Below are 23639 nucleotides of genomic sequence, written 5' to 3'. Positions count from 1 at the left end.
CGCGAAAGCCCTGCCGGAATGAATGTGCTCGTCTCGCCCACCTTCCGCCTCCCCGCAGACAATACTTCTATTTACTTTACCTGGATCGGTTTTATTCCGCCGGACATCTGCGCTCGCTGGGTGGCGCGCGTCGTGTATCTGCCCCCAAAACTCGTGGCTGTCGATCGACAAACACGGGAATCGGTTGCAATAAAAAGCACTGCACATCCTATTCTGCCGCGTTTTTTACGACAACTATGGGAAACGTTCGGAGAGTCCGCGGGATCGACGCGCTGTCTGATGTATTGGTGCCGGATGCACGCAGAGCGTCTGGAGGTGCGTAGCGTGGCGCTGCTATTCAGCGGTGACATAAAAGCTACACCGGCTGCGATCGGCAAATCAACGAAAAGAGGCCAGAAAAAAGGCCTATTCGCGATGCAGACGCACGCACATGACCCATAGAATTTGATTAAAGCACCGTCACGCGTCCGATACATGTCGGAGCGCTTTTTCACCTCGGATTTCCGGTTAATTCAGCATGACACGGCTTGCACGGCACTACGTCCCAGAACAACCGCAGCACGTTATCTTGCAGGGGCTCACGGGGCCCGCATTTCTGGACGAAGGAGATTACCTGTACTTCCTCGCCTGCCTGGCAGACGCAGCGCGCGTCGCCGGTCTGGCAGTCCACGCGTGGGTACTCATGCCTGACGCGGTACAGTTCCTCGTCACACCTTCATACGAGTCGAGCGTGGCCATGGCGATGCAGGCGGTCGGCCGTCGTTACGTCGAGACCTTCAACCGCCGCCATGGACGCCGCGGTTCGGTGTGGCGTGGCGGTTACTGGGCAACGGTGCTTGAGCCCGAGCGGTACTTCCTGCTCGCGAGCCAGGTCATCGATCATGCGCCCGTACGCAACCGCCTGGTGGCAGAGCCGGGAAACTACCCGTGGTCTAGCTTCACGCATCACATCGGGCTGCGTGTCGATAGCTTCATCAAGGACCATCCACTCTACCGGACGCTCGGCAATACACCGTTCGAGCGCCACCAGGCTTACCGCGATCTGGGCGCACAACCCCTTGACGAACTCGAGGTCAATAACTTGATGCAGTCGACACTCAACGGCTGGGTGCTCGGCAGCACCGCGTATTGCGAGTGGGCGGCGCAGGCAGCCAACCGGCGTTTGATGCCCCTGTTGCTGCGCGACCGGCCGGCGAAGGTTCGCGCGACAGACGCTCTCGCAAACGTGGACTAATCAAAAGAAGAACAAGCAAGGACTATCAAAAGGACGGACGGACTACGGAAAGCGAATAACGCCCCATGTTCATTTGAGTTATCTGGCGTGGCGGCACCCACACCTGCTTACCATTTATCGCAGCTTGCGTTTGATCAGACGAATCCGCGTATCGATACGTCATCGTTTCTTGCGCTATTTGCGCCCTCACATCGTCGTTCATTGACGGAGGTGTCGACTGTGCAAATGAGGACACCGCCGGAATTGCGATAGCGGCAGCGACGATAAATTGAGCAACTTTCATGGCTTTTTCTCCAGGCGGTGTCCCGCGTACAGTCCTGTACGTATCCGGTGCACACAGTGTAGGCCCGCACTCGCTCAGTAACGAGCACCACTGGATGAATTCACTGTTGTCAATTTCCGCACAAAGTTGCGCCCTTCTGCTTTCCCATCAGCAGGCAGCATAGTTTTTCTTTCCGGCCCGGCAAGATGTTCTCATTTGTCGGCGGAGATGGCAGCGACGATAGTGTGTGTACCGGCAACGCAACGCCGATCGAAGTTTCCGATACGTCACACACATCAAGGAGTCTGTCATGAAGCTCAAGAACAAAATCGCACTCATCACCGGCGGCACCTCGGGCATCGGTCTCGAGGCGGCCAAGCTTTTTCAGAGCGAAGGCGCCACAGTCATCGTGACGGGGACCCATGCCAAACGGCTCGCAGATGCCGCCAGCGCGCTCGGCGAAGGCGCGCTCACCCTGTCCGTCGATTTGCGCGACCCTGGGCAGATTGACAAGGCGATCGCTGATGTCGTCGAAACGTTCGGACGCATCGACGTGATCTTTGCCAATGCAGGCGCGGGAACGGCTGCACCGCTCGAAGCAGTGACGGCTGAACAGATCAGCGAGCAGTTCGCTCTCAACTTCAACGGCGTGTTCTTCACGATTCAAAAGGCAGCTCCGCAGCTATCGCGCGGATCATCGATTGTCGTGACGACGTCGTTCCTCAATGAGGTCGGCACGCCCGGTCTGTCGATTCTGTCCGCGACAAAAGCGGCGACCCGTTCGCTGGTACGTTCACTCGGCGCAGAGCTGGCCCCGCGTGGCATCCGCGTCAATGCAGTGAGCCCCGGTCCGATTGCGACACCGTTTCATGAAAAACTCGGCCTGTCCGAGAAAGATCTGGCCGCTGCAGGGTCCGCAATTCAGGCTGCTGTGCCCCTGAAGCGTTTCGGCGAAGCGCATGAGATCGCGACCGCCGCGCTCTTCCTGGCGAGTGATGACGCAGCGTTCGTGACGGGTTCGGAACTGGTTGTGGATGGTGGACTCACACAGATCTAGCCTTTGAGTGACGTCGAGTTCGCGCGTTGGAACGGGTCCGGACGACAGTACAGGATCAGAAAAGAAGCTAGCAGGATGAACCGCAAGTAAGACGGCATGAAGACGCCAGCAGCGGATATGAGAAATACGGCAAGCATGATCCACGCGCGGCACCATTGCCACTTGCGGGGTTGCGCATCACTGCCGTCCGGCAGGTGAGAGAAGCTTTCCCACATCAGGACCATGTAGGTGCCCTGCACCAGCAGAAAGACCAACGCATAAAGCGTCAGCGGAAAAGTCGCCATTTCGCTTTCGGCGAGGCAGTCAGTGGCAAAGGGGATGAAGGAAATCGCAAACAGATTGGCGAAGTTGGCGAGAGCCAATGTGCAGGTCAGGCGTTGCGCGTTCCGCAGCACGGAGTGATGGTTCAGCCAGACCACGGCGATGAACGCGTAACTCACCGCATAACTGATGAGGTCGGGCCATAAGCTGATTAACGCGAGTAAATTGTGACCTGTTGGTGGCTTGAACGCCAGAACCATGACCGTGATGACGACGGCAAAAATTCCGTCGGAAAGTGCATAGAACCGCGCTAGTCCGTCTTCAACTTTGGCCATGGTGTCAGCAGTTTCAGGGGAGGCGTCACCATATTATTCGACATTCAAACGCCAGGGTGAATGGCTGTTCTCCCGCGTCAAACGGGCGCGGGTCGAAGTGAAGGCATATCGCATGCACGCTCCGAAGTGGGTGGTTGCACCTGCCTAGCGGCACTGGCGCCGGAAAGCAGTGCTCTACCGCTGAGCAGTCGCACATCCCCGCCTGTGGCCGGGATGTGCGACTCCAACCACCCTAAGATTGAGCAAATGTCCCGTGGCTGCGGGACAGTTCACTTCGAGCCGATAAACAGGATGCCTGCATTCGAGGGTGTCTCAAGCATGGCATGCACCACCTGCTGCGACCCGCTAAGCAAGGCTATGCCCGTCGCTTTGGTGTTCGGGTACTGACAGCCTGAGTCCCCGGAAAAGGTCAGCGCGATGTCATACACATTGCCTGCCGAGTGCGGTTGAACGCTCCCAGTGAACCGGCACGCTGCCCCTTGGCCCGTTATAGCCCCTGTGGCGTCTACCGTCAGCGTGACGGCATCCGAGCCTGCCTCGCCCGACGAGCAGCCGCAATACGTGCCTGTAATCGCCTGCAACGAGGGTGTTTGATCGTAGCTGGTGTCGTACGTCTGATGGGCTACGGTCTTCGCGCCCGTACTGTAGGCGACCGTGGCGTCCAATGACTGCTTCGCCGAGTAGGTGCCGGTGACTGTGACCGGGTTCGTGCCTTGACCCTCGAAGTTGTAGTCGGTCCCTGTCCCGCCGCTTAGTGTGCCGCTGCTCGACTGCACTGTCCCGGCGACAAAGCCTGTGATCACGTCGGGCTGTCCCGCAACGCTGTACTGCGAATAAACCTTGCCGGTGTCGAGGACGATGGTGGTCAACGCCCGGTTGTCCGCTGTGAGTCCGATGTACTGTCCCGCCGCGGTCGGATTCGGTGCCGCTGCTGGTGTAGAGTTATTCCCGCCGCCGCCACCGCCGCATCCCGCGATCAACGCTGCCGCCCCTGCGGCCACAAGTCTAGTTTTCATATTCTCTCCGTTCGCCTTTCAGTAGGCTGACTCAATGTAAGCATATTGAAATTATCAAGGCAAACCTTTCGGAGGGTTTATGAGTGTTCGGCCACACGCACCGAAGAACATGGGTGACTTGCATACTCGCTTCGCTGCACTTTGGCTTGAGAGCGCTCATACCCCGTACCCGGGACAGCATTCGGCCAGATGTCCTCGACTCATTACGGCATCAAAACTCCTCCTTGACGTTGATGCATTAGAAGAGGGGTAATGATGCAGGCCGTCAACTTCCTCAATCAGGGCAACTTTCGCCTCTCCCTTGCCGACATGCCGGGCTAGGTACGAGCCTTGGTCGTTCACGTCTCATAGCCGAAGCTCAGCGGTTAAACTTACCTGTTGGCTTCCACTGGCATCCACTTTGGATCGTTTGCCGCCGACAGTCCTTAGGCAGAGGCCGGCCACGAGCCGTCATTCACCGCTATGTTCGCTGGCCTCGCAGCCGGTACGCCCGGTGCGCCAGTGCCCGCCTCGCTTTGTGGCCGGTGGGCGCCGCAAAGCGCAAGCGGCCCTTCACTCGTGCGGCCAGAAAAGAGACCGCCCTGGACGTCCGGTCGGCTATCATGCCAATCCTCTCCGAAGTAGCCCCTTATGATTTCCGTCCGTAATCTCACGCTGCGTCGCGGCGTTAATGTCGTACTCGACAGCGCGTCCATCACCTTCACCCCCGGCGAAAAGATTGGTCTTGTCGGCCGCAATGGCGCCGGCAAGTCGTCCTTCTTCGGCCTTCTCAACGGCACGCTGCACGAAGATAGCGGCGAGTTCTCGATTCCCGCTGCGTGGAAGATGGGCCAGGTCGCGCAGGAGATGCCGGAGACCGAGCAGAGCGCGACCGACTTCGTAGTGGAGGGTGACACCGTGCTGCTGGCCGCGCAGGCCGAAGTAGCCGCCGCTGAGGCCAGTGACGATGGTATGCGCATGGCGCACGCCTACATGGACCTGCACGACGCCGGTGCGCACGATGCCCCCGCACGTGCCCAAGCGCTGATCCTGGGCCTTGGCTTCAGTGATGCGCAGCTTAGCCAGCCGGTCAACAGTTTCTCCGGCGGCTGGCGCATGCGACTGCAGCTGGCGCGCGCGCTCATGTGCCCGTCCGACCTGCTGCTGCTCGACGAGCCGACCAATCACCTCGACCTCGACGCACTGGTCTGGCTGGAAGCTTGGCTCAAGCGTTATCAAGGAACCCTGGTAGTGATCAGCCACGATCGCGAATTCCTCGACGCGGTGACGCAGGTGACGGTGCACGTCGACAACGCCAAGCTGGTGCGTTATGGCGGCAACTACAGCAAGTTCGAAGAGATGCGCGCTGAGCAGCTCGTGTTGCAGCAGGCCGCGATGGCCAGGCAGGCGGACAAGATCGCCCACCTGCAGAAATTCATCGACCGTTTCAAGGCCAAGGCCTCGAAGGCGAAGCAAGCGCAAAGCCGGGTCAAGGCGCTCGAACGCATGGAGAAGATCGCACCCGTGCTTGCCGACGCAGAGTTCACCTTCGAGTTCAAGGAGGCGCTCAACGTCCCGAACCCGCTGTTGTCGATGCTGGACGCGAGCTTCGGCTACCCGGCGCCGACCGACGCACTGCCGGGCACGCCGCCCACGGTCATCGTGCGGGGCATCAACCGATCCGTGCTGGCCGGGCAGCGCATCGGCATCCTCGGTGCCAATGGCCAGGGCAAGTCCACGCTGGTGAAGACGGTGGCGCACGCACTGGCGCCGATTGCTGGCGAAATCAGCGAAGGCAAAGGCCTGAACATCGGCTACTTCGCACAGCAGGAACTCGACGTGCTGCGTCCGCTCGACACGCCGATGGAACACATGATTCGCCTTGCCAAGGACACGCCGCCGCACATGCGCGCACCCGGCCAGAGTGGCACCGAACAATCGCTTCGCACCTTCCTCGGCACCTTCAACTTCAGTGGCGACATGGTCCATCAGGCGGTCAACACGATGAGCGGCGGCGAAAAGGCGCGGCTCGTGTTGTGCATGATCGTGTGGCAGCGCCCCAATCTGCTGCTGCTCGACGAGCCTACTAACCACCTCGACCTGGCCACACGCGAAGCGCTAGGCATGGCGCTCAACGAATTCGAAGGCACGGTGATGCTGGTCAGTCACGACCGTTCCCTGCTGCGCGCGGTATGTGATGAGTTCTGGCTGGTCACCAAGGGCGGCGTCGAGCCCTTCGACGGCGATCTCGACGATTACCAGCAGTTCCTGCGCGACGAAGCCCGTCGCATGCGCGAGCAGGCTGCCGCAGAGCAGAAGGTCATCGCCTGAGATACCCTCAGGCGGGCGGCGGGCGTTGCATGGGGGGCGAAGCGCGGACGTTCGCCAAGGACTTCAGCAGTCGTGCGGACAAGCGCGGCCCAATGCAAGATATCGGCCAGTTGCGCTTTGTCTTGTTGCTTGCAAAGACAGTGGACTTTGTGCGCTCAGGGCGGCGACGCGCAGCGAGCCAATCCTCGTGATGCGATCGCGTCCACGCCGAATTGGCCGTCAGCGCTCACGTTGGATGGCTGGCGGCCAAACTGAGTCATTTACGGGCCCCCTTGCACTAGCAGTGCCATCGATAATGCCGTTGTTTACGAGGTGAATACGCCAGATGGTAGATCCGGAAGCACGTGTAACCTGATATATGTCCCAACCTTGGCTACCAATACCCAAAAACCGGACACTTTCAACAGGCCCCCATCGATTCATGTCTTCTGTGAGTCTGGGCAGTTGCTCGCGCGTAGCGTCCTGTAAGTCAGAAGACATTTCCGAATATATCGGGTATCCCAACCGCAAGCCGTCGATGTTCCGGCGCAATGCCGCTTCGCTCCCCGGCATGGCAATCTGTTTTTTGATCCTCTCAGCGAGAGTTGCTTCTATTTTCTCAGCCTCGGCGGAGTCTATTCTTGGAAAGGTGGAGTCGTGACCGTTCCGATGATGAATCAAGGCGGTAACATGTCCTTGATCGTCAACGACAACGATCCCCGTTGCCGTGCGGAGTGTTCGGCAATGAGCGCGGCCGCAGATAGAACCGCCGATACCGACACCGCATAAATCATCCACGTCAGCATCGCGATTACTCCTCGTCAGGTCTCTCTTTCAGTAGCTCACGCATACGACGTATTTCTTTCGGCGTGAGATTTTTGTCGGCCACCAACTGCGCAAATAGCAGCTCTGTCGATCCTGCGAATAGCTTGCTCGTGAGGTGCCGCAAGGCACTTTTTCGTGCCGCTTGCTGCTGAACGGCGGCTGCATAGCGATGCCCACGACCTTCTTCCACGTGAGTTACATAGCCTTTGCTTTCCAGCGTACGAAGGATCGTCAGAACCGTACTGTGGGAGCGCGGTCCCTCAGTTGTGAGTGAGGGTGCGGGACGGACTATCTATACTGGGTCGATCCCGGTCGATCGTCATCGGGCTAGGTTCATCCGTACATAAGCGATTTTCGTGAACCGCCGAGGGGGACGGCGTCGTTCGACATCGATTCGCGCACGCAGCGCGCGAACTCCAGCGCCGCCGGCTGGACCGTCGCGGGCAATCGCAGGCAGATGGCGAATGGCGGCAGCGCGGGCAAGCCGGCCGCATGGGGCGCGAGCGTTTCCAGGTCTGCCGGCACCGTCGAGGCGAGCCAGGTGGTGATCGCAAGGCCGGCCCGCACAGTTGCCGCAGTCGCCTCAATGTTGCCGCTCTCGAACACGGTGCGCCAGGCAATGTCTTCGTCCGCGAGCGCGCCGAGCACGACAGGACGAAACGCGCAGCGTTCGTCCACCATCGACAGCGGCAACGGCCGCTTCTGCCAAACGTCGCTACCGCGACCCTTCACCCACACCAGCGGCTCAATACGAACCACTTCGCCCTCGGCTTCGCTCGCGACGTACTCAACCAGCGACACGTCCACGCGCCCGCTATTCACCGCTTCGCCCAGTTCCGGCGACGCCGCACACACGAGCGAGATCTCCACGTGTGGATGCGTTTCGGTGAACGCTTTCATCGCGGGCGCGAGCGGCGTCACGAGATCGTAGGGCACGCCGACGCGCAGGCTGCCGCGCAGTGACTGGCCGGTCATGTCGGCCCAAATCTCGTCGTTCAGCCGCAACAACTGGCGCGCCTTGACGAGAAACTGCTCGCCCCGGCGTGACAGTTCCAACTTGCGCGTTTTGCGCACGAACAGGAGGCAGTCCAGCAGGTCTTCGAGGCGTTTCACCTGCTGGCTGACGGCACCTTGCGTCATGTGCAGCAGATTCGCGGCGACCGTCATGCTGCCGCTATCGGCGACGGTAACGAAGGTACGGATCAGATCGAGATCGAGGTTTCGGGTCATTTATGCATTATGTTGCGTAATGTATAGCATCAAGAATATTCGCTTTAATAATGCGTCGGCAATCCGTACAGTGCAAGTCACGATCACCCGGATGTCCGCCCATGACTTCCTCCATCCTTCCGCTTTTTCTGTTCGTCGCCGTTGCGACCGTGACGCCCGGCGGCGCAACCACGCTCGCCACTGCGTCGGGTGCCCGCTTTGGCTTTGCGCGCTCGATTCCGCTGATGCTCGGTATCGCGACCGGTCTCGCGTTGCTAGCCGCCGTTGCCGCGCTCGGGCTTGCCAGTCTGTTGCTGGCGATGCCTGCGTTGCAAACTGCTGTGAAAGCGCTCGGTTCCGCGTATCTGCTGTGGCTCGCGTGGCGCATCGCGCGAAGCGGCCCGCCGAACGCGGGCCACGGCCCCGTGCGGCCGGTCACGCTGGTCAACGGTATCCTGCTGCTGTGGCTCAATCCGAAAAGCTGGGCGATGACGGTCGGCGCGGCGGCGTCCTTCGCACTGCTTGCGGACAGTCCCACCCGGCTCGCGATGCTGCTCGGCGCGGCGTTCGGCCTCGCCGCGTGCGGGTCGCTAGCGCTGTGGTGCGCGCTCGGTGCACTGCTTGCACGGCTGTTTCGAACGCCGCATCACTGGCGCATTCTCAACTTTGCGATGGGCGCACTGCTCGCCGCATCCGTCATCCCCACCTGGAGATAGCCATGTCTGTTCATCCGTTTGCCGAATCGTTCAACCTCGAAGCCGCGTTCGGCAGCGTGTCGGAATACTGGTCGCCAAAAATCGTCGCGAGGGTCAACGATCAATACGTGAAGGTCGCGAAAGTACGCGGCCAGCTCGTCTGGCACGACCATGCGCAGGAGGACGAACTGTTCTTCGTCGTGCGTGGGCACCTCAGGATCGAATACGAAGGCGGCCGCGTTGTCGATCTGCCCGCCGGTTCGATGCACGTGGTGCCGCGCGGCACGCCGCACAATCCGGTCGCCGACCAGGAATGCTGGATTGTGCTGATTGAGCCCGTGCAGACGAAGCACACCGGCGACGTCGAGTCGCCGCTGACGAGGACGATCGAGGAGCAGTTGCGTTAATCACGCTGAGTTTATGTTTCAGCTTTGACAGGCCGCTTGCAGGCCGACTTGGGATATTGGCGGACATCGTGCACAGGCCGGAGCGGATGATCTAGTCTACCGCTAGTGCGGCGAGCCCTGTTCGTGAACGCCGCCTGTTGCAGGCGAGTCTGGTGATGCGTAGCCGGACGGGGAACATAACCCGCGGTCAAAGACCGATGAACCAGGTCTGGACGTCCATCTCCTCGGCCCATATCTGGACGTCGATCATTTCGTGGATTTCGACGGGTTCGCCATGGTAGATGCAGCAGAAGCCATGCGCCGTCCGGTAAACGATCACCCATTCAGGCACCGTTTCCGGCTTTCCGGCTCCCAGTCTTCCTGAAACCTGTTTCAGGTAGTCGAGATGAAGTGCCCTGCCGATACGCCTGCGAAGGCCGTCCAGGTCATGTGTCAGTTTCATTGCCAGCTCCTTTGGCGTCGCCGTCGTCCTTTTCCTTTTTTCCTTTCCTGTTAAACGACCGCACGGCGCCTCGACCGGGTCGACTTTCGGCTTGCCCCGGAAATATCCTGATGCTGCTCGCAACAGCATCCGCAATGTGCTCCTTGGCAATCACCCCGAGCACGCGAACGGGGCCGCGTCCTTCCTGTCGCCCCACCACGACCGCCATCGCGGCGTGCTGCTTCCACAGCCGGGTAATGACCCCGAACGCGACGTCGTTTGCCTCGACGACGATGAAATTGCGCTGTGCGAGTGTGCCGAGCATGATATCCGGAGCGCCCTGACTCACGGCGCGGCGCAGCCCGGTGTTGATGCGCAGAACCCCGTGAATCTCATGCGCCCTGGTGACCACGACATGCCGGAAAGCGGCGCCTTCCGTACGGGCAAGCACGTCGCGAAATGGCACGTGCTCGTCGAGCACGAAGACATCAGTTTCCATGACCTGGGCTGCGCTCTGTACAAGGAACATGTTGGCATGAAGGGCGTTGGGAATCGGGTGTCCGCGCCGTACAAGCTTGAGTGTGTAGATGCTTTCGGGCGACAGTAGCCGGCGTGCGCCCAGGCTGAAGGCTACTGCGATGATCATGGGCAGCACGATGTCGTAGTCCCGTGTCATCTCGAAGATCATCGCGACGGCGGTCATCGCGGCACCGGTGCCGCCGCCCACCATTGCACCCATGCCCACCATCGCAAAGGCCGGCGCGCTTACGGGCGCCCCAGGCAACACCATGGCAACCGCGGACGCAAATGACGCCCCGAGCGTCGCACCGATAAAAAGCGACGGGGAAAAGACGCCACCCGACGAACCCGAACCCAGGCTGACCGATGTCGCCAGCATCTTGCACAGCGCCAGCAACAGCAGGAAGGCGCCACCCTGTAGCTGTCCGTACAGCGTGGCCTGAATGGTCGCGTAACCGACGCCTTCGACGTAGTAGTGGCCCGCATAGCGCCATAGCAGATACATCGTCACGCCGACAATCAGCATCCCGAAGGCGTGACGCCCGTAACGTCCCGGTATCCGGTCGAATCCATCTTCAGCCCAATGCAGCGCACGGATCAGCAGTGCGGCGGCCGCTCCCGTCACGGCGCCGAGTAACGCATAGAGAATCAGCGTCAGGGCACTGCCCGGCTGGTTCGGAATGGCACCCAGCTGCGCGGGGACAAAGAATGCTGGCGCGGCACCGAAGAACAGCCGGCCCAGAAAGGTCGCCGTGCCTGTAGCAATCGCCACCGGCAAAAAGGTGTTGACGCTGATTTCCGGCATCATCAGTTCGGTGGCGAACAGCACGCCGCCGATCGGCGTATTGAAGGTCGCGGCAATGCCGGCACCGGCTCCCGCGGCGACCAGCGTGATACGCTGGCCGGCCGTCATTGTCACCAGCTGACCGAGCGTCGAACCGAGCGCTGAGCCGATCTGGATGATCGGCCCCTCGCGCCCCACGGCGGCGCCGGAACCGATCGCCAGTGCCGATGCGATCGATTTCACAACGGCCACCACCGGGCGGATCACGCCGCGTTTGTAGTAAATCGCGTCCATCACCTCCGGCACGCCGTGTCCCTTGGCTTCCGGTGCAAACGTGCTCACGATCCAGGTGACCGCGAGTCCGCCCACGACAGGCACGAGAATGACAAACATGCCCCACGGCGCAGCGGGCGTGAAGCGGCTGGCGTCGTATGCAAATGAAAGATGCCCGAGGAAGAAAGCGTTGTGCACCAGTCCAATCAGTCCCCGGAACACCACCGCGCCCAGGCCAGTCACGATACCGACAACGAACGCGAGGAAACATAGCCAGTAAAGGGCAACCGGCATGACGGAATCGTCGTCAACATGGGCAACCGCGCGCGGCTGTACCGGCGCGACTTTCACGTGGTGTGCATCGCTACCTGCGGCCTGGTCAGGCCGGTGCGGTTCGCCCGTCATGGCTTGTCGTCCCCAGAAGGACTACATGGTAAACCTGCTGATGTCATGCGTCTCTGGTCGGCCGTTCCTGGCGTCGTGCCCAGTCACTGCGATCCAGAAAATGCTACGGCCTGTCATCCGGTGTCTCGCGCCGCGTGTCTCACCTTTTCCTGATTGCGTACCCGCGTGGCATGTCCGCCCGATCGACCCGCCTGGCCGATACCTGCTAGCGGGCGGCGCTGGCGAGCGTTACGCGGATACGCTGACGCAGCGATATCCAGCGTTTCCGCTCGTTTTCCACCTCGATCTGTCGTTCCCGGCGCGCCTATGCGGACGCGCACAACAGCATCAGACTCTGAACCACAGCACAAACAACCCCGGTTGGTCAGAACTGCCCGGGCAGCCTCCCGGATGAACTCTCCCCGGTCGGGGCGGGTGACACGACTTCCGGCGCCACATGGGGCCTGCTGTAGCGCTCCGACAACGCCTCGTAAAGTGCAGGCGCAAACAGTTTCGACACCTGGCTGGCTATCAATGCAGTGGCCATCAGCGAGATAACAAGCGCGTGGCCGTTGATCATCTCGATCACGATCACGAAAGCGGTAATGGGGCTTTGCGTAACCGCTGCCAGGTAGCCCACCATGCCAAGCGCGATCAGCATCGGTAACTGCATCTGGCCAAACAGCAGGTGCAACGCGTTGCCAATACCGGCGCCGATGGCGAGCGAGGGCGCAAACAGTCCACCCGGTGCTCCCGGAAGATACGATCCAACCATCGAGGCCATCTTGAGCACCGGGTACGCAGCGCCGAGTTGCGCGCGTCCTTCCAGCATCGCACGCGCTTCGGCGTAGCCGCTACCGAATGTGTGGCCGCCCGACGCCACACCGATCACCGCGATCACCAGGCCACAGGCGGCGCCAAATGCCACCGGCCGGTTACTGCGCCAGGCGCGCACCGACGAGGGCATCCAGCGGTGAGTGTTCAGCAGCAGCCAGCAGAACACACCACCGGCAACGCCCGACACGGCGCCGATCAACACCACCGCTACCGCCAGCAGATCCGGAAAGTGGCTGCCGACGTCGATCGTTCCGAAATACGTATAGTTGCCCTGCAAGCCCAGCGAAACGACACCGGCAAAGATGATCGCAGTAATCAGCACGCCGCTCGTGCGCTGCTCGAAGCTGCGGGTCAACTCTTCGATCGCGAACACGACACCGGCGAGCGGCGCGTTGAATGCCGCCGACAGACCCGCCGCGGCACCGGCGAGGGCTAGCCGCCGTTCCAGTTCGATGCCCCGGATAGCCCGGAATCGCTGTGGGTAAAAGCGTCGCAGGTTGAACATGAGTGCGGCGCCCACGTGGATCGTCGGCCCCTCGCGGCCGATCGTGAATCCGCCGAGTATCGAGAGGAACGACACCACGATCTTGCCGATCAGTATCCGGATACTCAGCAGACGTGGCGCAAGATCGCCGCTGTCATGGAGTGTGGCAATGACCTGAGGGATGCCGCTGCCTTCGGAACCGGGAAAGTAGCGTCTGGTAAGCCACACACCCAGAGCGCCGATTGCCGGGGTGACGAGAAGCGGCAGCCACCAGTACCGCGCCACATAGCGCAGGAAGGTGTCGTACCCGATGTCGATCAGCTTCGCATAGAAGACGGCGATCAGCCCGGTTGCGATTGCGCCCAGCCAGAACACACCGTAGTGCAACCATAGTCGCCGGCCACGTTGTAGCGCACGTTTGTCGATAAGTTCTGGAATATGCATGCCGCCGCCCGCTGGAAACGCTCCAGTATAGTAGATATGGCACAATGTGCCATATTCGGGCGTGGACCGCGCACGACCAGGCGACTGACGCAGGTCTGGGCAAAAGCGATATTCATGGCGGTGCACTCGCGTTGACGAACGTCCAGCCAAACGACTGGATCTCGGGTTTGTGCAGCGCCGCCAGTTTCAGCAGGCATCGTTCACCCTTTGTCGTGAGATGGACCCGCACCTGGCGTCGGTCCTCTTCTCCAGGTTTGCGAATCACCAGCCCAGCGGATTCGCAACGCGACACCAGGGCAGCTGTGCCATTAGGCGCTGCCTGCAGCCGTTCGGCCAGTTCGCCCACCGTTGCCCACGATCTGCCGGGAAAACCTCTGATCTGGAGCATGAGTTGATACTGCAAAGGCGTGATCCCTGCAGCATGAGTGACCTCTTCGGAAAATCGCAGGAAGCGCCGCAGCCTGTAACGGAATTCGGACATCGCTTCCAGATCTTCCTTGCTCAGTGATTCCGGCGATCCGCCTTTGCGTGAACTCATCCGATCTCCTGGTCCTTGAACGGGTTTGTAATATTGCATGGGTTGTACCTCTCTATTGCCAGTCGCCGCATCAGCAAGCAATGCGTACAGTCAAGGCGCCGACGCAACTGGGATGATTCGCTGCTCTATGGGGATTTTAGAGTGGGCCAGTGAAGGGGTAAGCAAATCGGAAATAACAAGTTGAAACACCGATGGGCGCGCCTTAGTACACAGTTAATGATTTCAGGTCGCTAGCTGAAACCGGTCGCGTGCTGCCGATCGCGTAAGTCAGAGGTCAACAACTTCAGTCACGCAGAGGGAATTAGGACCGAACGGTTCTGCGGCGCCGACAGACACGCCGAAGTGAGCGCGGACATAGACCCACTTTTGCTCTTTGTTTATAGAAATCCTCAATCTTTTAACACATCATTTACGAATTTGTAGCCAGCATGAAACGTACAAAACAACATTAGGAGACACGCCATGGACCTGCTCTACATCGGCGCGATTCTTGCGTTCGGCGGGATTTCGTTAGCAATGTTGATGGGCCTGGACAGGTTGCGCCGCACGTCGCGGGATCGCGGGACACACTAGTTGTGACGCTCGCCGTTGCTCTACCCATCGATACGCGCAGCACGCCAGGAGTCGGTCTGTTTCAGACAATTGCGTGCGGCGCGGACGCTTTATGATGCCAAGCACGGCAATGGGGTCGGTCGGGGAGATCAGTGCGCCGAACAGCAATGCAAAGATGAAGCGCAGTTCATACCCCAGCAGATAAGCTGCGCACCAGAACAAGGCACCTATGACAAACGTGGATATAACGGTGCCGAGCGTGGAAAGGATCGTGACGGTCCACTTGACCTTATACAGATCACCCAGGTTCACGTGCAACGCCCCGGCAAACAGCAGAAAAGCGAGAAAGCCGTGAAAAACCAGATCGCTGAAATCGATACTTGGAACGAAACGGGCATACCTATGGATTTCGACAACCCCAGTCTCGCCCAGGACAACCAGCACGAGAGAAGACACCAGCGCAATTGCCATGAGGCCGATCGTGGGCGGCAGATGCAGAGCGCGGTGGTTCAGATAGCCGCCCAACGCAGTCAGCGCGATCAGGACTGTCACGGTTTGAAACAAGGTCATGGGACACTACACCGGTTCAGGTTTTGGCTGGAACCGCTCTGGTTGCGATCGGTACCGACGCCATTCTACCGAGTGCTCTTCGTTAGCCGAAAAGCGCATTTCCCGAGCGTCGGTTTTCCCGTGAATTGAAGAGCAGTTGTGGGTAGAGTTGAGGCAAGCGACGTGCTACATAGCGGCCGTTCACGTTAACGTTCAGTCACGCTCTCGCGAATGGCGGCCTTAGGTTGAATTTGAGACGTTCGTGGGCAACCATCGAATGACGGCAGTGGGCCGATTCGAGGCGGTCGACCTTCTTTAAAGCGGCCGGTCAAACCGGGGGCCGACGTCCGACGGGTCCGGATGACGGGTGTGGCCGATATGGGTGCCTGGAAATCAGTATTATCATGTTTGCCAGAACAGCGGAATCAGTTGTGCATTGACTTCCGCGCCAAAGATCTCGTACTCGGGCTGGACATCCAACGCTTCGCCTCGCTCCAGTTTTTCGGCGATAGAAAGAAGAGTTCCTAGTGACCCAGTGTGGTTCGTAATACCCTGTCGAATATCCTCGCTAAGTGGTAGTGAGGATACCAACATATCCAGCGGAAGTCCGTTCGGTATGTGCGCGAGCGATAGCAGTCCGGTTAGATAGGCTGCCTGGCAAAATGCCGTGTCCATGCCGAGCGCCTTTCCCACCCGTTCCATGAATGCGGCCCGTCGCTGGACCAGTTGCATGAGGGGATCGATCTTTTCAGGACTGGCGCTGCCACTTCCATACAGCAGGATGCAGCACCAGCGCACAAGCTGTTGGGTTCCTACGCGCGAAACAGCCTGACCGATCGACGTAATCGGCTGGATGGACGAGCGATTGTATCCGCTGCTATTGGCAAGACGTAGTATCTGCAGGACCAGCGATGGCGCCGATTTCAAGCTGCTTTCGAGTTGATCCGTGGTAGCTTCGTTGATAAGCAGGTTGAGCACTTGAAATACCGCCGCGAACGCCGGAGGCATTTTTTTTGCAGAGATCAGTTGCGGGCGGGCGAAAAAATATCCTTGGAACAAGTCGCATCCGAGCTTCAGTGCGACTTCGTGCTCGGTTCGCTCTTCGATTTTTTCCGCGAGCACCAGTTTCTCTTGCTGTTTGAAGTACGAGACAAGATTGGCGAGCTCTCCTTCGCGAATGAAGGGCCAGTCGAGTTTCACCATATCGACATAGGGCAAAAAACCGGTCAGGGCGGGCGTGATCGAACGAACGTCGTCAAGTGCGATCCGAAATCCGGCCTGCCTGAGTTCGGCGCATCGCCTTCCCAGTTCGGGGGTCAATTCTGTATCTTCGAGGACTTCGAGGATGAATCGCTCCGGTGGAAGCATCGCCAGAAAATCAGAGTTCAAAAATTCGCCCGTGCAATTGATTGCACCATCGGCATCTGCCAGGACCGCGTCAACTCCAAGGTCACCAAAAGTACGTTCGATCACCGCGGCCGTACGTGCAAACCCGTCGACGACATTGGAATTGCACGGTGCCGAGTGCCGAAACAGGAGTTCCTGAGCAACTACAGCGCCGGATCGGTCAACAATCGGTTGACGTGCCAAAAATACGGAGTCTGTCATCGCAAACGCTTCGAAAAGTATGGAATGTCGCTCTCAATATGAGGCTTTCTTGTCTCTCCGGTAGCAGCCGCCGGGTCTTGCGCAGCATGGAATTTTGTTGCGCCGGATGATCAAGTTGCGTGACCGCGACGTTGACCTTGCTTAGGTGAGCGTATCCGGGTGTCGCACGATACTGTGCATTGGTTCCATGATCTCTTCGCTGTCGGGCTCGAAACTTCCCCGCCCGGTCGACAGACGTATTTACGGAAACATTAGACGAGGGCTTGATGGTGCGCGACCGTGCGCAAACGTTGTTCTGGAACTAAATTTAACTATCGATGATGCATGTCGTATAGCTGAAAATTTATCAGCATAGGGTTTACGATGGGCCAACTTCAGCCGTTCGATACGGACTCAGTTTTACACGCGATGTTCGAGCTGGAACTGGCCCACCACTTCGGCAAGGCGGCTCGCCTGCTCGTGCAGCAGATCCGACGCCCCCGTTGCCTGTTCGACTAATGCCGCGTTCTGCTGGGTCGCGTTGTCGAGCTGAGCGACAGCCTGATTGACCTGGAGGATGCCCGAGCTTTGCTCGGACGCGGCCGCCGAAATCTCCCGGAGATGGTCGGTGACTTTTTGTACGCTCGCCACGATATCCGCCATTGTCGTGCCCGCCCGCTGTACCAGTTGGGTCCCAGCATCGACGCGGCCCACCGAGTCGACGATGAGATCCTTGATCTGCTTGGCTGCCTGAGCGCTGCGTAGAGCGAGTGACCGCACCTCCCCAGCGACCACCGCGAAGCCTCGGCCCTGCTCACCCGCGCGGGCGGCTTCGACTGCAGCATTCAGTGCCAGGATGTTCGTCTGGAATGCGATGCCGTCGATGACGCCGATGATGTCCTGGATGCGGGACGATGCGGCAGCGATTCCCCCCATCGTCGAGACAACGTCAGCGACCACGGTACCGCCTTGTTTGGCCACGCTCGTTGCCTGCTGAGCCATTTCGCCGGCCCGAGTCGCCGCATCCGCAGAGTTACGCATCGTTCCAGCCAACTCTTCCATTGTGCCCGCCGTTTCCTCGAGGCTTGCCGCGGCCTGCTCGGTGCGCGCGGAAAGGTCACGGTTACCGTGGGAAATCTCCGCCGCAGCCACCTTCACTGAATCGCTCGTAGAGCGGATTTCGCCCAGCACGCGTGACAACTTGTCGACAAACGTGTTAAACGAAACTGCAATCTGCGCAACCTCATCGTCACCGTAGACCGGCAGACGCTTGGTCAGGTCACCATCACCTGAGCCGATATCGTCCATAGCGGCGTGGACCTCCGAGAGTCGGCGAAATGCCGACGCGGTTGCCACGCTCCCGATCACACCAGCGATCAGGGCAATGACAAGCGCTGTTACCAACGTTGCACGCACGCTGTTATGCAGAGCAGCCATTGCATCGTTCTTGTCGAGAGCGACGACGAGTTTCCAGTTCGTCCCAACAATGGGCTCCGCCTGAAGGAGTTTGGGCTGCCCCTCTACCTGTACTTCGAACGGTTCCGCATTGACCGACAAGCTGTCCAGCGCAGACCGAGTCAGTCCGGCGGAGAGTGTGGTCGCGGGTTTCAGGTCGAACCTGGCTTCCGGATGGGAAATGATCGTCCCTTGATCGTCGACGATGAACGCAAAGCTAGCGGGCGAAGGGTGGATGCCGCTGACGATTGCGTCGACACGGTCGAGATTCACATCCGCCGCGACGACTGCCTTGACCTGTCCGCCGTCCAGAACGGGACGTTCGAAGGTCAGCACCAACTTCTTGGATACTTCGTCTGTGTAAGGCATCGGCACGAGCAGTTTGCCGGCAGCAACCGCCTCGGGGTACCAGGACCCCTTGGTCGGATCATAGTCAGGCGGGAAGCCGACGTCGTGGGAGAAAACGGCGGCATGCTTGTCTGCCAAACCCGCGTAAGCCAGCACGAAGCCACCCGAAGCCTCAAGTTGCTTCAGCGCGCGCACGGGCTCTGCAAGGTTCTCCGCCGTAAACGCTTCGACGGCCATCGAACGTGAGGCAACCCACTCGTCGAGAGCCTGCGCGTTTCCACTGGTAATCGTGCGCAGATTTTCCTTTAGCGTGGATTCGTCCACCCGTGAGTTGATGGTGTACGAAATAAATCCGGAACAACTGAGCGCGCCCACGACGATGACGACACACGTTGCAGTAATTCGAGCGCGCAAGGTTCCAAGCATGGTCACTTTATATTTATCCAAAAGAGGTTTCTGAAGCCGATTGCGAAACGTTTGCGCGCTGCTCCATTTACAGCGCTGACCAGGATCCTTTTCGCCGCAAATTTCACGCAGAATTGATAGCGGCGCGTTGCGACGCGGCGCCCGTTGCGGAATGCGCAGGCTCTGGAATCCGATGGCAAAGATACGCGATGGCGTTACGAACCCGGGCAGATCGTCGGCGTAGGGAAGCCCGAACGCATCCGACAACCAAAAGCCGTATTTAATCTGTCACCAAAATAAAAGTGTCAACGCGCGCGTACTCGATTTTTCGGCAAGAATGGTAATTACAAGACCGCCGTGACGCTTACAAGTGTTCCAAGTCACTGCCTCGATGACAAGGCAACCATAGGACACCGCCAATGCTTACGAAGGCGATACCTCGAAGGTCCAGTGCAAGGTCGCCGGCAATATACTAATCGTTACGATCGAGTTTGAACGTGTAGTCAAGCGTATAAAACGGGCTGACAACCCAAGTCTCATCGGGTGCCGTTCCCGGTTCATGGCGCACATAGTTACCGATGCATGAACTGCGCACGCCAAACACCGCGTCAGAATCGAGATACTCGTCGCCCTCCGCGAAGACGTGTGTCACCAGGACATCGAATCCTGCCTGCTTGATCATGAAATGAATGTGCGCGGGACGCATCGAGTGCCGATTTGTCGCTCGCATCATCTCCCCAACAGGACCATCGCTCGGAATAGGGTAGCCGACTGGCATAATCGAGCGGAAGCTGAACCGTCCATCGGCGTCCGTCTTGAACACAGCTCGCAAGCGTGCCTCGTCAATCTGCCAATTTACGTTCTGCACGTCGTAGAAGCCTGATGCGTCCGCTTGCCAGACGTCAACCACCGCGCCCGAGACCGGCTTTCCAGTGGCGTCCACGACGCGCGCGGCAACCCAAAGCGGCTCGCCTAACGCTCCACGAGCAATGTCCGCGCCGTGAGTGGGCTGGTTCGGCGCCCCTTCTACATGGAAGGGGCCGAAAACGGTCTGTTCGGTCGCTTCGGCAGGTCGGCTATGACTTTGAGCCACAACCAACTGCGACAGGCCGAGCGTATCCGACAACAGGATCATCTCCTGACGCACGGAATCACTGATCTGGCCCGTACGCGTTAGAAATGTAACCCCTTCCAGCCACTCCTGTTCGGTTAACTTCACCTCGCGTGCGAAGCCGTGAAGATGCTCGATCAAACTGATCATGATCTCGCGCAGACGCGGGTTTTCTGTATGGCCGACCCGGCGGAGTGCCTCCTCGGTAATCGTGAACTCGTCCAAATTTATCATGGTAATTCTCCGTCAATTCTCATCCTGAAACGCTAAGGCCAGCGAAGTTGTGCGCTTCACAATATGCCCGTCGTACGGATCGTTCGAGCCTGGTCGACGGATGTACAAGATCACCCCGGGCCATACGGAAGGGGGCGGCTGCAGTCAGGTTGTCAGTTCGCTATTAGCCTGCTATTTCGCATGATCAGGGTCATCGTGTTTGCCATGCTTCCAACGCTCCACAAGCGTTGTTGCGAACAGGGCTGCTTTCGTAAACGGGTCATTCGCGACGAACGCGTCTACTTGCTCCCAGCCATCTGCCTCAACGATAAGGAAGCTGCCGGTCATGTCTTGGTCTTCAGAACCGGCACCGGCACCGAGCGTCGGGCCGCCAAGAAGGATTTTCCCAGGATACGACTTCAGATAATCGAGATGTGCCTGATAGTTCGCAAGCCGAACGGGTAAACCGCCGGGCTTATCTTTACGGCAAACAAGAAACAGCATATTTCATCCCCTCTCCGATCAAAACGTGTCACACGTGAAAGTAACGTTCAAACTTATCGCCAGCCTACCTGCACGACGCGCTGCTAAATTGCAGGCCGAGCGCCCGATCGAGTACACCAAAATTCGCCGGGTTGCGCATCCAATGTCCGTCAATCAGTTTTCGCGCGCTCGTCCATCGACGTCCGTACGAAACTCTGGAACAGCAGCGTGTTCGCGAGCCCAAGCGTGCTCGACTGCCAGTCCATTCAGCGCTTGACCCACGATCGCTGTGTTGCGTCCAACGAAGTCAAGCGCTTGAGAACCTTCAATCCTTCGGCGTTCGCTGTCGCACCCAACGAGTCTCCCTGCCAGACCTCTCCATGGTCATCCCGCACCGGGCGGTGCATTCACCGTCGATGTGGCAGTCGAAGCAGGACGACGCCCCTGCCAGGCGTCTTCGAGCAGCTGGCGAATTGCATCGCGCTGCAACGACCGTGGATTGGGATAGGGCGAAATCAGTGCCTCGTCAGCAACCCGATCCAGGTCTGCGGACCGCACGCCTAACTCTTCAAGTGACGTGGGCGCACCGAGCCGTTTCGCGAGATCGTACAAGCCTTGCGCAGCATCGTCGGCGTCCAGCGCACGCGCAATCCGCGCCATCGCCAGCGGCGCTGCGGGAGCGTTGTATGCCGTCGCATGCGGCAGGACAACTGTATGCGTCTCTGCATGCGGCAGGTCAAGCATGCCACCGAGCGTGTGACACAGCTTATGGTGCATCGCCACCGACGTGGCCGCAAGCACTGAACCCGAGAGCCACGCTCCGTATAGGCAGTCGACCCGCGCGTCGAGACTGTCACCATTCTCAACCACACGCGGAAGACCTTGAGCGAGGCTACGGATACCATCCTCAGCCATCATCGATGTAATAGGGTTTGCGTTATCGGAGTAGAGTGCTTCAACGCAATGTGCGATCGCGTTGATCCCACTCGTCGCGCTCATTGCGGCAGGAAGCGACCTTGTCAACAATGGATCGTAGATGACCGTTCGTGGCAAAACCCTCCGATCGCGGCCGGTTTTCTTCTCGCCGGACTCTGTGATTCCGTATATCGGCGTCATCTCCGAGCCGGCATAAGTGGTGGGTATTGCGAGTATCGGAATGCTGGATTCCAACGCAATAGCCTTGCCGAGACCAATCGTCGATCCGCCGCCGATCGCGACGACGCAGTCAGCGCCAGTCTGCCGCGCGTAACTGCGCGCCTGGCGAGCAATCTCGATTGGCACATGCATCACCGCTTTGGGGAAAATGCCGACGCATTGGGCACCGAGGCGGATGGCGACCATGTCAGCAAGCGGGGACTGTTCCGGCGTGCATACGACAAGCGCTCGGCTAACCTTCAACTCATCAAATTCGTCCGCGAGCTTTCCGAAACTGCCGACACCGAAGACCACGCGGCCCGGCAGCGGAGAATACACAAACGATCGGTGCGGCATCGCAAATCCTCTATCTGATCCAGTTGAGAAAACTCGTTTGACCAGCAGGCCAACCCACCGCCCACGTTACCTGAATGCGTTCCCAACGCACAGCGCCTGTTCGTCATTGGCATCATGCCTATCTGGAATACAGAAAGGAGAGCAAATTTATTCGTTCGCGAGTGCCACGAGGACGCTAGTGGTTAGCAGAATTTGGCCGCCCGGCTATCGTCGGTTCAGACATTTCGGTATGCGTCCCAGCGCCACTTTTCGATACGAAATCAGGATAGTCCCGATGGCACGCACGTCCAACTTGTTCTAGCCTAAACGGACTACGCCAATGATCTATTGCAAAGCTCATATATGGATTTCCACAAGCTACCGAACCTCGACCTGCGACTCCTCGTCGTTTTCGACGAAATAAGCAAGCTCCATAGTCTTACGCTCGCGGCGAACAGTCTGGGAATCACGCAATCCGCCATCAGCAAATCGTTGCAGCGCTTGCGTCACGAACTGGGCGACACCTTGTTTGTTCGTACGCAAAAAGGCATGGAAGCGACACCGCGTGCCGTCGCGCTCAAAGTCCCGATCGGCGAGATACTTGATACATACTATGAGCGAATTTCCGCCGCGCCTCACTTTGACCCCGCTACATCGGATCGCATATTTACGATTCACGCCTCCGATCTCGGTCTTTCTGCGTTGGTTCCAGTATTGGCACACGAACTAAAAACCAAGGCGCCGCATTCCCGGTTGCACGCGATTTCCGGAAGTAAGAAGGAAGTAGTCGAAGGACTTGGGAACGGCGAAATCGATCTATCTGTCGGCGCCTTCTCGTCCCTGCACGAAAGCGGCATATACCAACAGAGGCTCTATGCCGAAAAATATGGTTCGTCAGAAGAAAGTGTGGGTGGACGTAGGCTCGGGGAGCTTGCCAAGTGCATGATATAGCGCAATTTCTGTCGCTCTGAAGGTGCGGAATCCATACGCTTTTCTCATGGTCACTTTGGCCTTGTTGTTCAAACCCTCGACGATACCGCTGGAGAACTGTCTGCGTGCACGGAAGTAGTTGAGGATCAGCTCACGGTGGGCACGCACGGTCAGCGCGAACTTCTTCATCGGCTCGATGCGTGAGCGCATCACCTGAGTACACCACTGGTCGAGGAATTTGCCGGCCCAGACAGGCGAGATG

At 59.0% G+C, this 23639-nt stretch carries 24 protein-coding genes; 7 read left to right on the top strand and 17 right to left on the bottom strand.

The window, feature by feature from the left end; genetic code table 11:
• Positions 1–18 precede the first annotated feature (18 nt).
• Both P3T40_RS09050 and P3T40_RS09045 read left to right on the top strand, forming a co-directional pair.
• Positions 19–441 (top strand): hypothetical protein, encoded by a 423-nt coding sequence (locus P3T40_RS09050; RefSeq protein ID WP_429267355.1) that lies wholly within the window; start codon positions 19–21, stop codon positions 439–441.
• Positions 442–517: 76 nt separating this feature from the next.
• Positions 518–1234, top strand: a complete 717-nt coding sequence (locus P3T40_RS09045) for a transposase (RefSeq protein WP_429267354.1) — start codon at positions 518–520, stop codon at positions 1232–1234.
• 25 nt (positions 1235–1259) lie between these two features.
• Here P3T40_RS09045 and P3T40_RS09040 read toward each other — a convergent pair whose 3' ends face one another.
• Complete coding sequence (locus P3T40_RS09040; protein ID WP_429267353.1) at positions 1260–1517, bottom strand: hypothetical protein; 258 nt, start codon at positions 1515–1517, stop codon at positions 1260–1262.
• Between the two features lie 289 nt (positions 1518–1806).
• Between P3T40_RS09040 and P3T40_RS09035 the strand changes: the two genes are divergently transcribed.
• Positions 1807–2553, top strand: coding sequence for an SDR family oxidoreductase (locus P3T40_RS09035; protein ID WP_429267352.1), 747 nt, complete (start codon positions 1807–1809; stop codon positions 2551–2553).
• Here the strand turns inward: P3T40_RS09035 and P3T40_RS09030 are convergent.
• Together P3T40_RS09030 and P3T40_RS09025 are read right to left on the bottom strand one after the other, a co-directional pair.
• Positions 2550–3149 carry a TMEM175 family protein gene (locus tag P3T40_RS09030; protein ID WP_429267351.1) on the bottom strand — a complete coding sequence of 200 codons (600 nt, stop codon included), beginning with the start codon at positions 3147–3149 and terminating at the stop codon, positions 2550–2552. The genes P3T40_RS09035 and P3T40_RS09030 overlap by 4 nt on opposite strands.
• A 269-nt stretch (positions 3150–3418) precedes the next feature.
• Positions 3419–4165: a hypothetical protein gene (locus tag P3T40_RS09025; protein ID WP_429267350.1), complete on the bottom strand. Its 747-nt coding sequence runs from the start codon at positions 4163–4165 to the stop codon at positions 3419–3421.
• A 630-nt stretch (positions 4166–4795) separates the two neighbouring features.
• Between P3T40_RS09025 and P3T40_RS09020 the strand changes: the two genes are divergently transcribed.
• Complete coding sequence (locus P3T40_RS09020; RefSeq protein ID WP_429267349.1) at positions 4796–6475, top strand: ABC-F family ATP-binding cassette domain-containing protein; 1680 nt, start codon at positions 4796–4798, stop codon at positions 6473–6475.
• A 656-nt stretch (positions 6476–7131) separates the two neighbouring features.
• Here P3T40_RS09020 and P3T40_RS09015 read toward each other — a convergent pair.
• The 3 genes from P3T40_RS09015 to P3T40_RS09005 are packed head-to-tail and all read right to left on the bottom strand — an operon-like array spanning position 7132 to position 8509.
• Positions 7132–7260 carry a hypothetical protein gene (locus tag P3T40_RS09015; RefSeq protein ID WP_429267348.1) on the bottom strand — a complete coding sequence of 43 codons (129 nt, stop codon included), beginning with the start codon at positions 7258–7260 and terminating at the stop codon, positions 7132–7134.
• A 5-nt stretch (positions 7261–7265) separates the two neighbouring features.
• The gene (locus tag P3T40_RS09010) at positions 7266–7571 is read right to left on the bottom strand and encodes a BlaI/MecI/CopY family transcriptional regulator (protein WP_429267628.1); all 306 of its coding nucleotides are present in this window, start codon (positions 7569–7571) and stop codon (positions 7266–7268) included.
• A gap of 41 nt (positions 7572–7612) precedes the next feature.
• Entirely contained in the window at positions 7613–8509 is an 897-nt protein-coding gene (locus P3T40_RS09005; RefSeq protein WP_429267347.1) for a LysR substrate-binding domain-containing protein, read from the bottom strand.
• 101 nt (positions 8510–8610) lie between these two features.
• Between P3T40_RS09005 and P3T40_RS09000 the strand changes: the two genes are divergently transcribed.
• On the top strand, positions 8611–9204 hold the full coding sequence (locus tag P3T40_RS09000; protein WP_429267346.1) for a LysE family translocator: 594 nt from the start codon (positions 8611–8613) through the stop codon (positions 9202–9204).
• Between the two features lie 2 nt (positions 9205–9206).
• Positions 9207–9590 (top strand): cupin domain-containing protein, encoded by a 384-nt coding sequence (locus P3T40_RS08995; RefSeq protein ID WP_429267345.1) that lies wholly within the window; start codon positions 9207–9209, stop codon positions 9588–9590.
• Positions 9591–9777: 187 nt separating this feature from the next.
• On the opposite strand, the gene P3T40_RS08990 is transcribed toward P3T40_RS08995, so the two are convergent.
• The 10 genes from P3T40_RS08990 to P3T40_RS08945 form a co-directional block, all read right to left on the bottom strand.
• Complete coding sequence (locus P3T40_RS08990; protein WP_429267344.1) at positions 9778–10032, bottom strand: hypothetical protein; 255 nt, start codon at positions 10030–10032, stop codon at positions 9778–9780.
• Positions 10016–11992 carry a chloride channel protein gene (locus P3T40_RS08985; protein ID WP_429267343.1) on the bottom strand — a complete coding sequence of 659 codons (1977 nt, stop codon included), beginning with the start codon at positions 11990–11992 and terminating at the stop codon, positions 10016–10018. Before P3T40_RS08985 ends, P3T40_RS08990 begins: the two co-directional genes overlap by 17 nt.
• Positions 11993–12356: 364 nt before the next feature.
• Positions 12357–13736 (bottom strand): chloride channel protein, encoded by a 1380-nt coding sequence (locus P3T40_RS08980; protein ID WP_429267342.1) that lies wholly within the window; start codon positions 13734–13736, stop codon positions 12357–12359.
• Between the two features lie 112 nt (positions 13737–13848).
• Positions 13849–14274, bottom strand: coding sequence for a MarR family winged helix-turn-helix transcriptional regulator (locus P3T40_RS08975; protein ID WP_429267341.1), 426 nt, complete (start codon positions 14272–14274; stop codon positions 13849–13851).
• 510 nt (positions 14275–14784) lie between these two features.
• Positions 14785–15396, bottom strand: a complete 612-nt coding sequence (locus P3T40_RS08970) for a cation:proton antiporter (RefSeq protein WP_429267340.1) — start codon at positions 15394–15396, stop codon at positions 14785–14787.
• 381 nt (positions 15397–15777) lie between these two features.
• On the bottom strand, positions 15778–16983 hold the full coding sequence (locus tag P3T40_RS08965; RefSeq protein WP_429267339.1) for an EAL and HDOD domain-containing protein: 1206 nt from the start codon (positions 16981–16983) through the stop codon (positions 15778–15780).
• 399 nt (positions 16984–17382) lie between these two features.
• Positions 17383–19191: a methyl-accepting chemotaxis protein gene (locus P3T40_RS08960; RefSeq protein WP_429267627.1), complete on the bottom strand. Its 1809-nt coding sequence runs from the start codon at positions 19189–19191 to the stop codon at positions 17383–17385.
• 451 nt (positions 19192–19642) lie between these two features.
• Positions 19643–20515, bottom strand: a complete 873-nt coding sequence (locus tag P3T40_RS08955; protein WP_429267338.1) for an intradiol ring-cleavage dioxygenase — start codon at positions 20513–20515, stop codon at positions 19643–19645.
• Positions 20516–20686: 171 nt separating this feature from the next.
• A complete protein-coding gene (locus tag P3T40_RS08950) occupies positions 20687–20998 on the bottom strand; it encodes a YciI family protein (protein ID WP_429267337.1) in 312 nt (103 codons plus the stop codon).
• 363 nt (positions 20999–21361) lie between these two features.
• A complete protein-coding gene (locus P3T40_RS08945) occupies positions 21362–22468 on the bottom strand; it encodes a maleylacetate reductase (RefSeq protein WP_429267336.1) in 1107 nt (368 codons plus the stop codon).
• Positions 22469–22810: 342 nt separating this feature from the next.
• Between P3T40_RS08945 and P3T40_RS08940 the strand changes: the two genes are divergently transcribed.
• Positions 22811–23398 (top strand): LysR family transcriptional regulator, encoded by a 588-nt coding sequence (locus P3T40_RS08940; protein WP_429267335.1) that lies wholly within the window; start codon positions 22811–22813, stop codon positions 23396–23398.
• On the opposite strand, the gene P3T40_RS08935 is transcribed toward P3T40_RS08940, so the two are convergent.
• Positions 23342–23639, bottom strand: a 298-nt coding sequence (locus P3T40_RS08935) for a transposase (protein ID WP_429267334.1), incomplete at its 5' end; no start/stop codon positions are given. The two genes, P3T40_RS08940 and P3T40_RS08935, sit on opposite strands and share 57 nt — an antisense overlap.

The organism is Paraburkholderia sp. EB58, from assembly GCF_050436665.1.
Lineage (GTDB): Bacteria > Pseudomonadota > Gammaproteobacteria > Burkholderiales > Burkholderiaceae > Paraburkholderia.
This window is presented reverse-complemented; position numbering and strand designations above follow the sequence as displayed.

What these genes read in the sequence shown, in the direction of transcription:
- P3T40_RS08985 (WP_429267343.1), bottom strand. Translation starts at nt 11,992, where the DNA reads ATGACGGGCGAACCGCACCGGCCTGACCAGGCCGCAGGTAGCGATGCA.
- P3T40_RS09045 (WP_429267354.1), top strand. Translation starts at nt 518, where the DNA reads ATGACACGGCTTGCACGGCACTACGTCCCAGAACAACCGCAGCACGTT.
- P3T40_RS08940 (WP_429267335.1), top strand. Translation starts at nt 22,811, where the DNA reads ATGGATTTCCACAAGCTACCGAACCTCGACCTGCGACTCCTCGTCGTT.
- P3T40_RS08945 (WP_429267336.1), bottom strand. Translation starts at nt 22,468, where the DNA reads ATGCCGCACCGATCGTTTGTGTATTCTCCGCTGCCGGGCCGCGTGGTC.
- P3T40_RS09015 (WP_429267348.1), bottom strand. Translation starts at nt 7,260, where the DNA reads ATGCTGACGTGGATGATTTATGCGGTGTCGGTATCGGCGGTTCTATCT.
- P3T40_RS09050 (WP_429267355.1), top strand. Translation starts at nt 19, where the DNA reads ATGAATGTGCTCGTCTCGCCCACCTTCCGCCTCCCCGCAGACAATACT.
- P3T40_RS08950 (WP_429267337.1), bottom strand. Translation starts at nt 20,998, where the DNA reads ATGCTGTTTCTTGTTTGCCGTAAAGATAAGCCCGGCGGTTTACCCGTT.
- P3T40_RS08995 (WP_429267345.1), top strand. Translation starts at nt 9,207, where the DNA reads ATGTCTGTTCATCCGTTTGCCGAATCGTTCAACCTCGAAGCCGCGTTC.
- P3T40_RS09005 (WP_429267347.1), bottom strand. Translation starts at nt 8,509, where the DNA reads ATGACCCGAAACCTCGATCTCGATCTGATCCGTACCTTCGTTACCGTC.
- P3T40_RS08955 (WP_429267338.1), bottom strand. Translation starts at nt 20,515, where the DNA reads ATGATAAATTTGGACGAGTTCACGATTACCGAGGAGGCACTCCGCCGG.
- P3T40_RS08980 (WP_429267342.1), bottom strand. Translation starts at nt 13,736, where the DNA reads ATGCATATTCCAGAACTTATCGACAAACGTGCGCTACAACGTGGCCGG.
- P3T40_RS09025 (WP_429267350.1), bottom strand. Translation starts at nt 4,165, where the DNA reads ATGAAAACTAGACTTGTGGCCGCAGGGGCGGCAGCGTTGATCGCGGGA.
- P3T40_RS08960 (WP_429267627.1), bottom strand. Translation starts at nt 19,191, where the DNA reads ATGCTTGGAACCTTGCGCGCTCGAATTACTGCAACGTGTGTCGTCATC.
- P3T40_RS08965 (WP_429267339.1), bottom strand. Translation starts at nt 16,983, where the DNA reads ATGACAGACTCCGTATTTTTGGCACGTCAACCGATTGTTGACCGATCC.
- P3T40_RS09040 (WP_429267353.1), bottom strand. Translation starts at nt 1,517, where the DNA reads ATGAAAGTTGCTCAATTTATCGTCGCTGCCGCTATCGCAATTCCGGCG.
- P3T40_RS08975 (WP_429267341.1), bottom strand. Translation starts at nt 14,274, where the DNA reads ATGAGTTCACGCAAAGGCGGATCGCCGGAATCACTGAGCAAGGAAGAT.
- P3T40_RS08970 (WP_429267340.1), bottom strand. Translation starts at nt 15,396, where the DNA reads ATGACCTTGTTTCAAACCGTGACAGTCCTGATCGCGCTGACTGCGTTG.
- P3T40_RS09030 (WP_429267351.1), bottom strand. Translation starts at nt 3,149, where the DNA reads ATGGCCAAAGTTGAAGACGGACTAGCGCGGTTCTATGCACTTTCCGAC.
- P3T40_RS09020 (WP_429267349.1), top strand. Translation starts at nt 4,796, where the DNA reads ATGATTTCCGTCCGTAATCTCACGCTGCGTCGCGGCGTTAATGTCGTA.
- P3T40_RS08990 (WP_429267344.1), bottom strand. Translation starts at nt 10,032, where the DNA reads ATGAAACTGACACATGACCTGGACGGCCTTCGCAGGCGTATCGGCAGG.
- P3T40_RS09000 (WP_429267346.1), top strand. Translation starts at nt 8,611, where the DNA reads ATGACTTCCTCCATCCTTCCGCTTTTTCTGTTCGTCGCCGTTGCGACC.
- P3T40_RS09035 (WP_429267352.1), top strand. Translation starts at nt 1,807, where the DNA reads ATGAAGCTCAAGAACAAAATCGCACTCATCACCGGCGGCACCTCGGGC.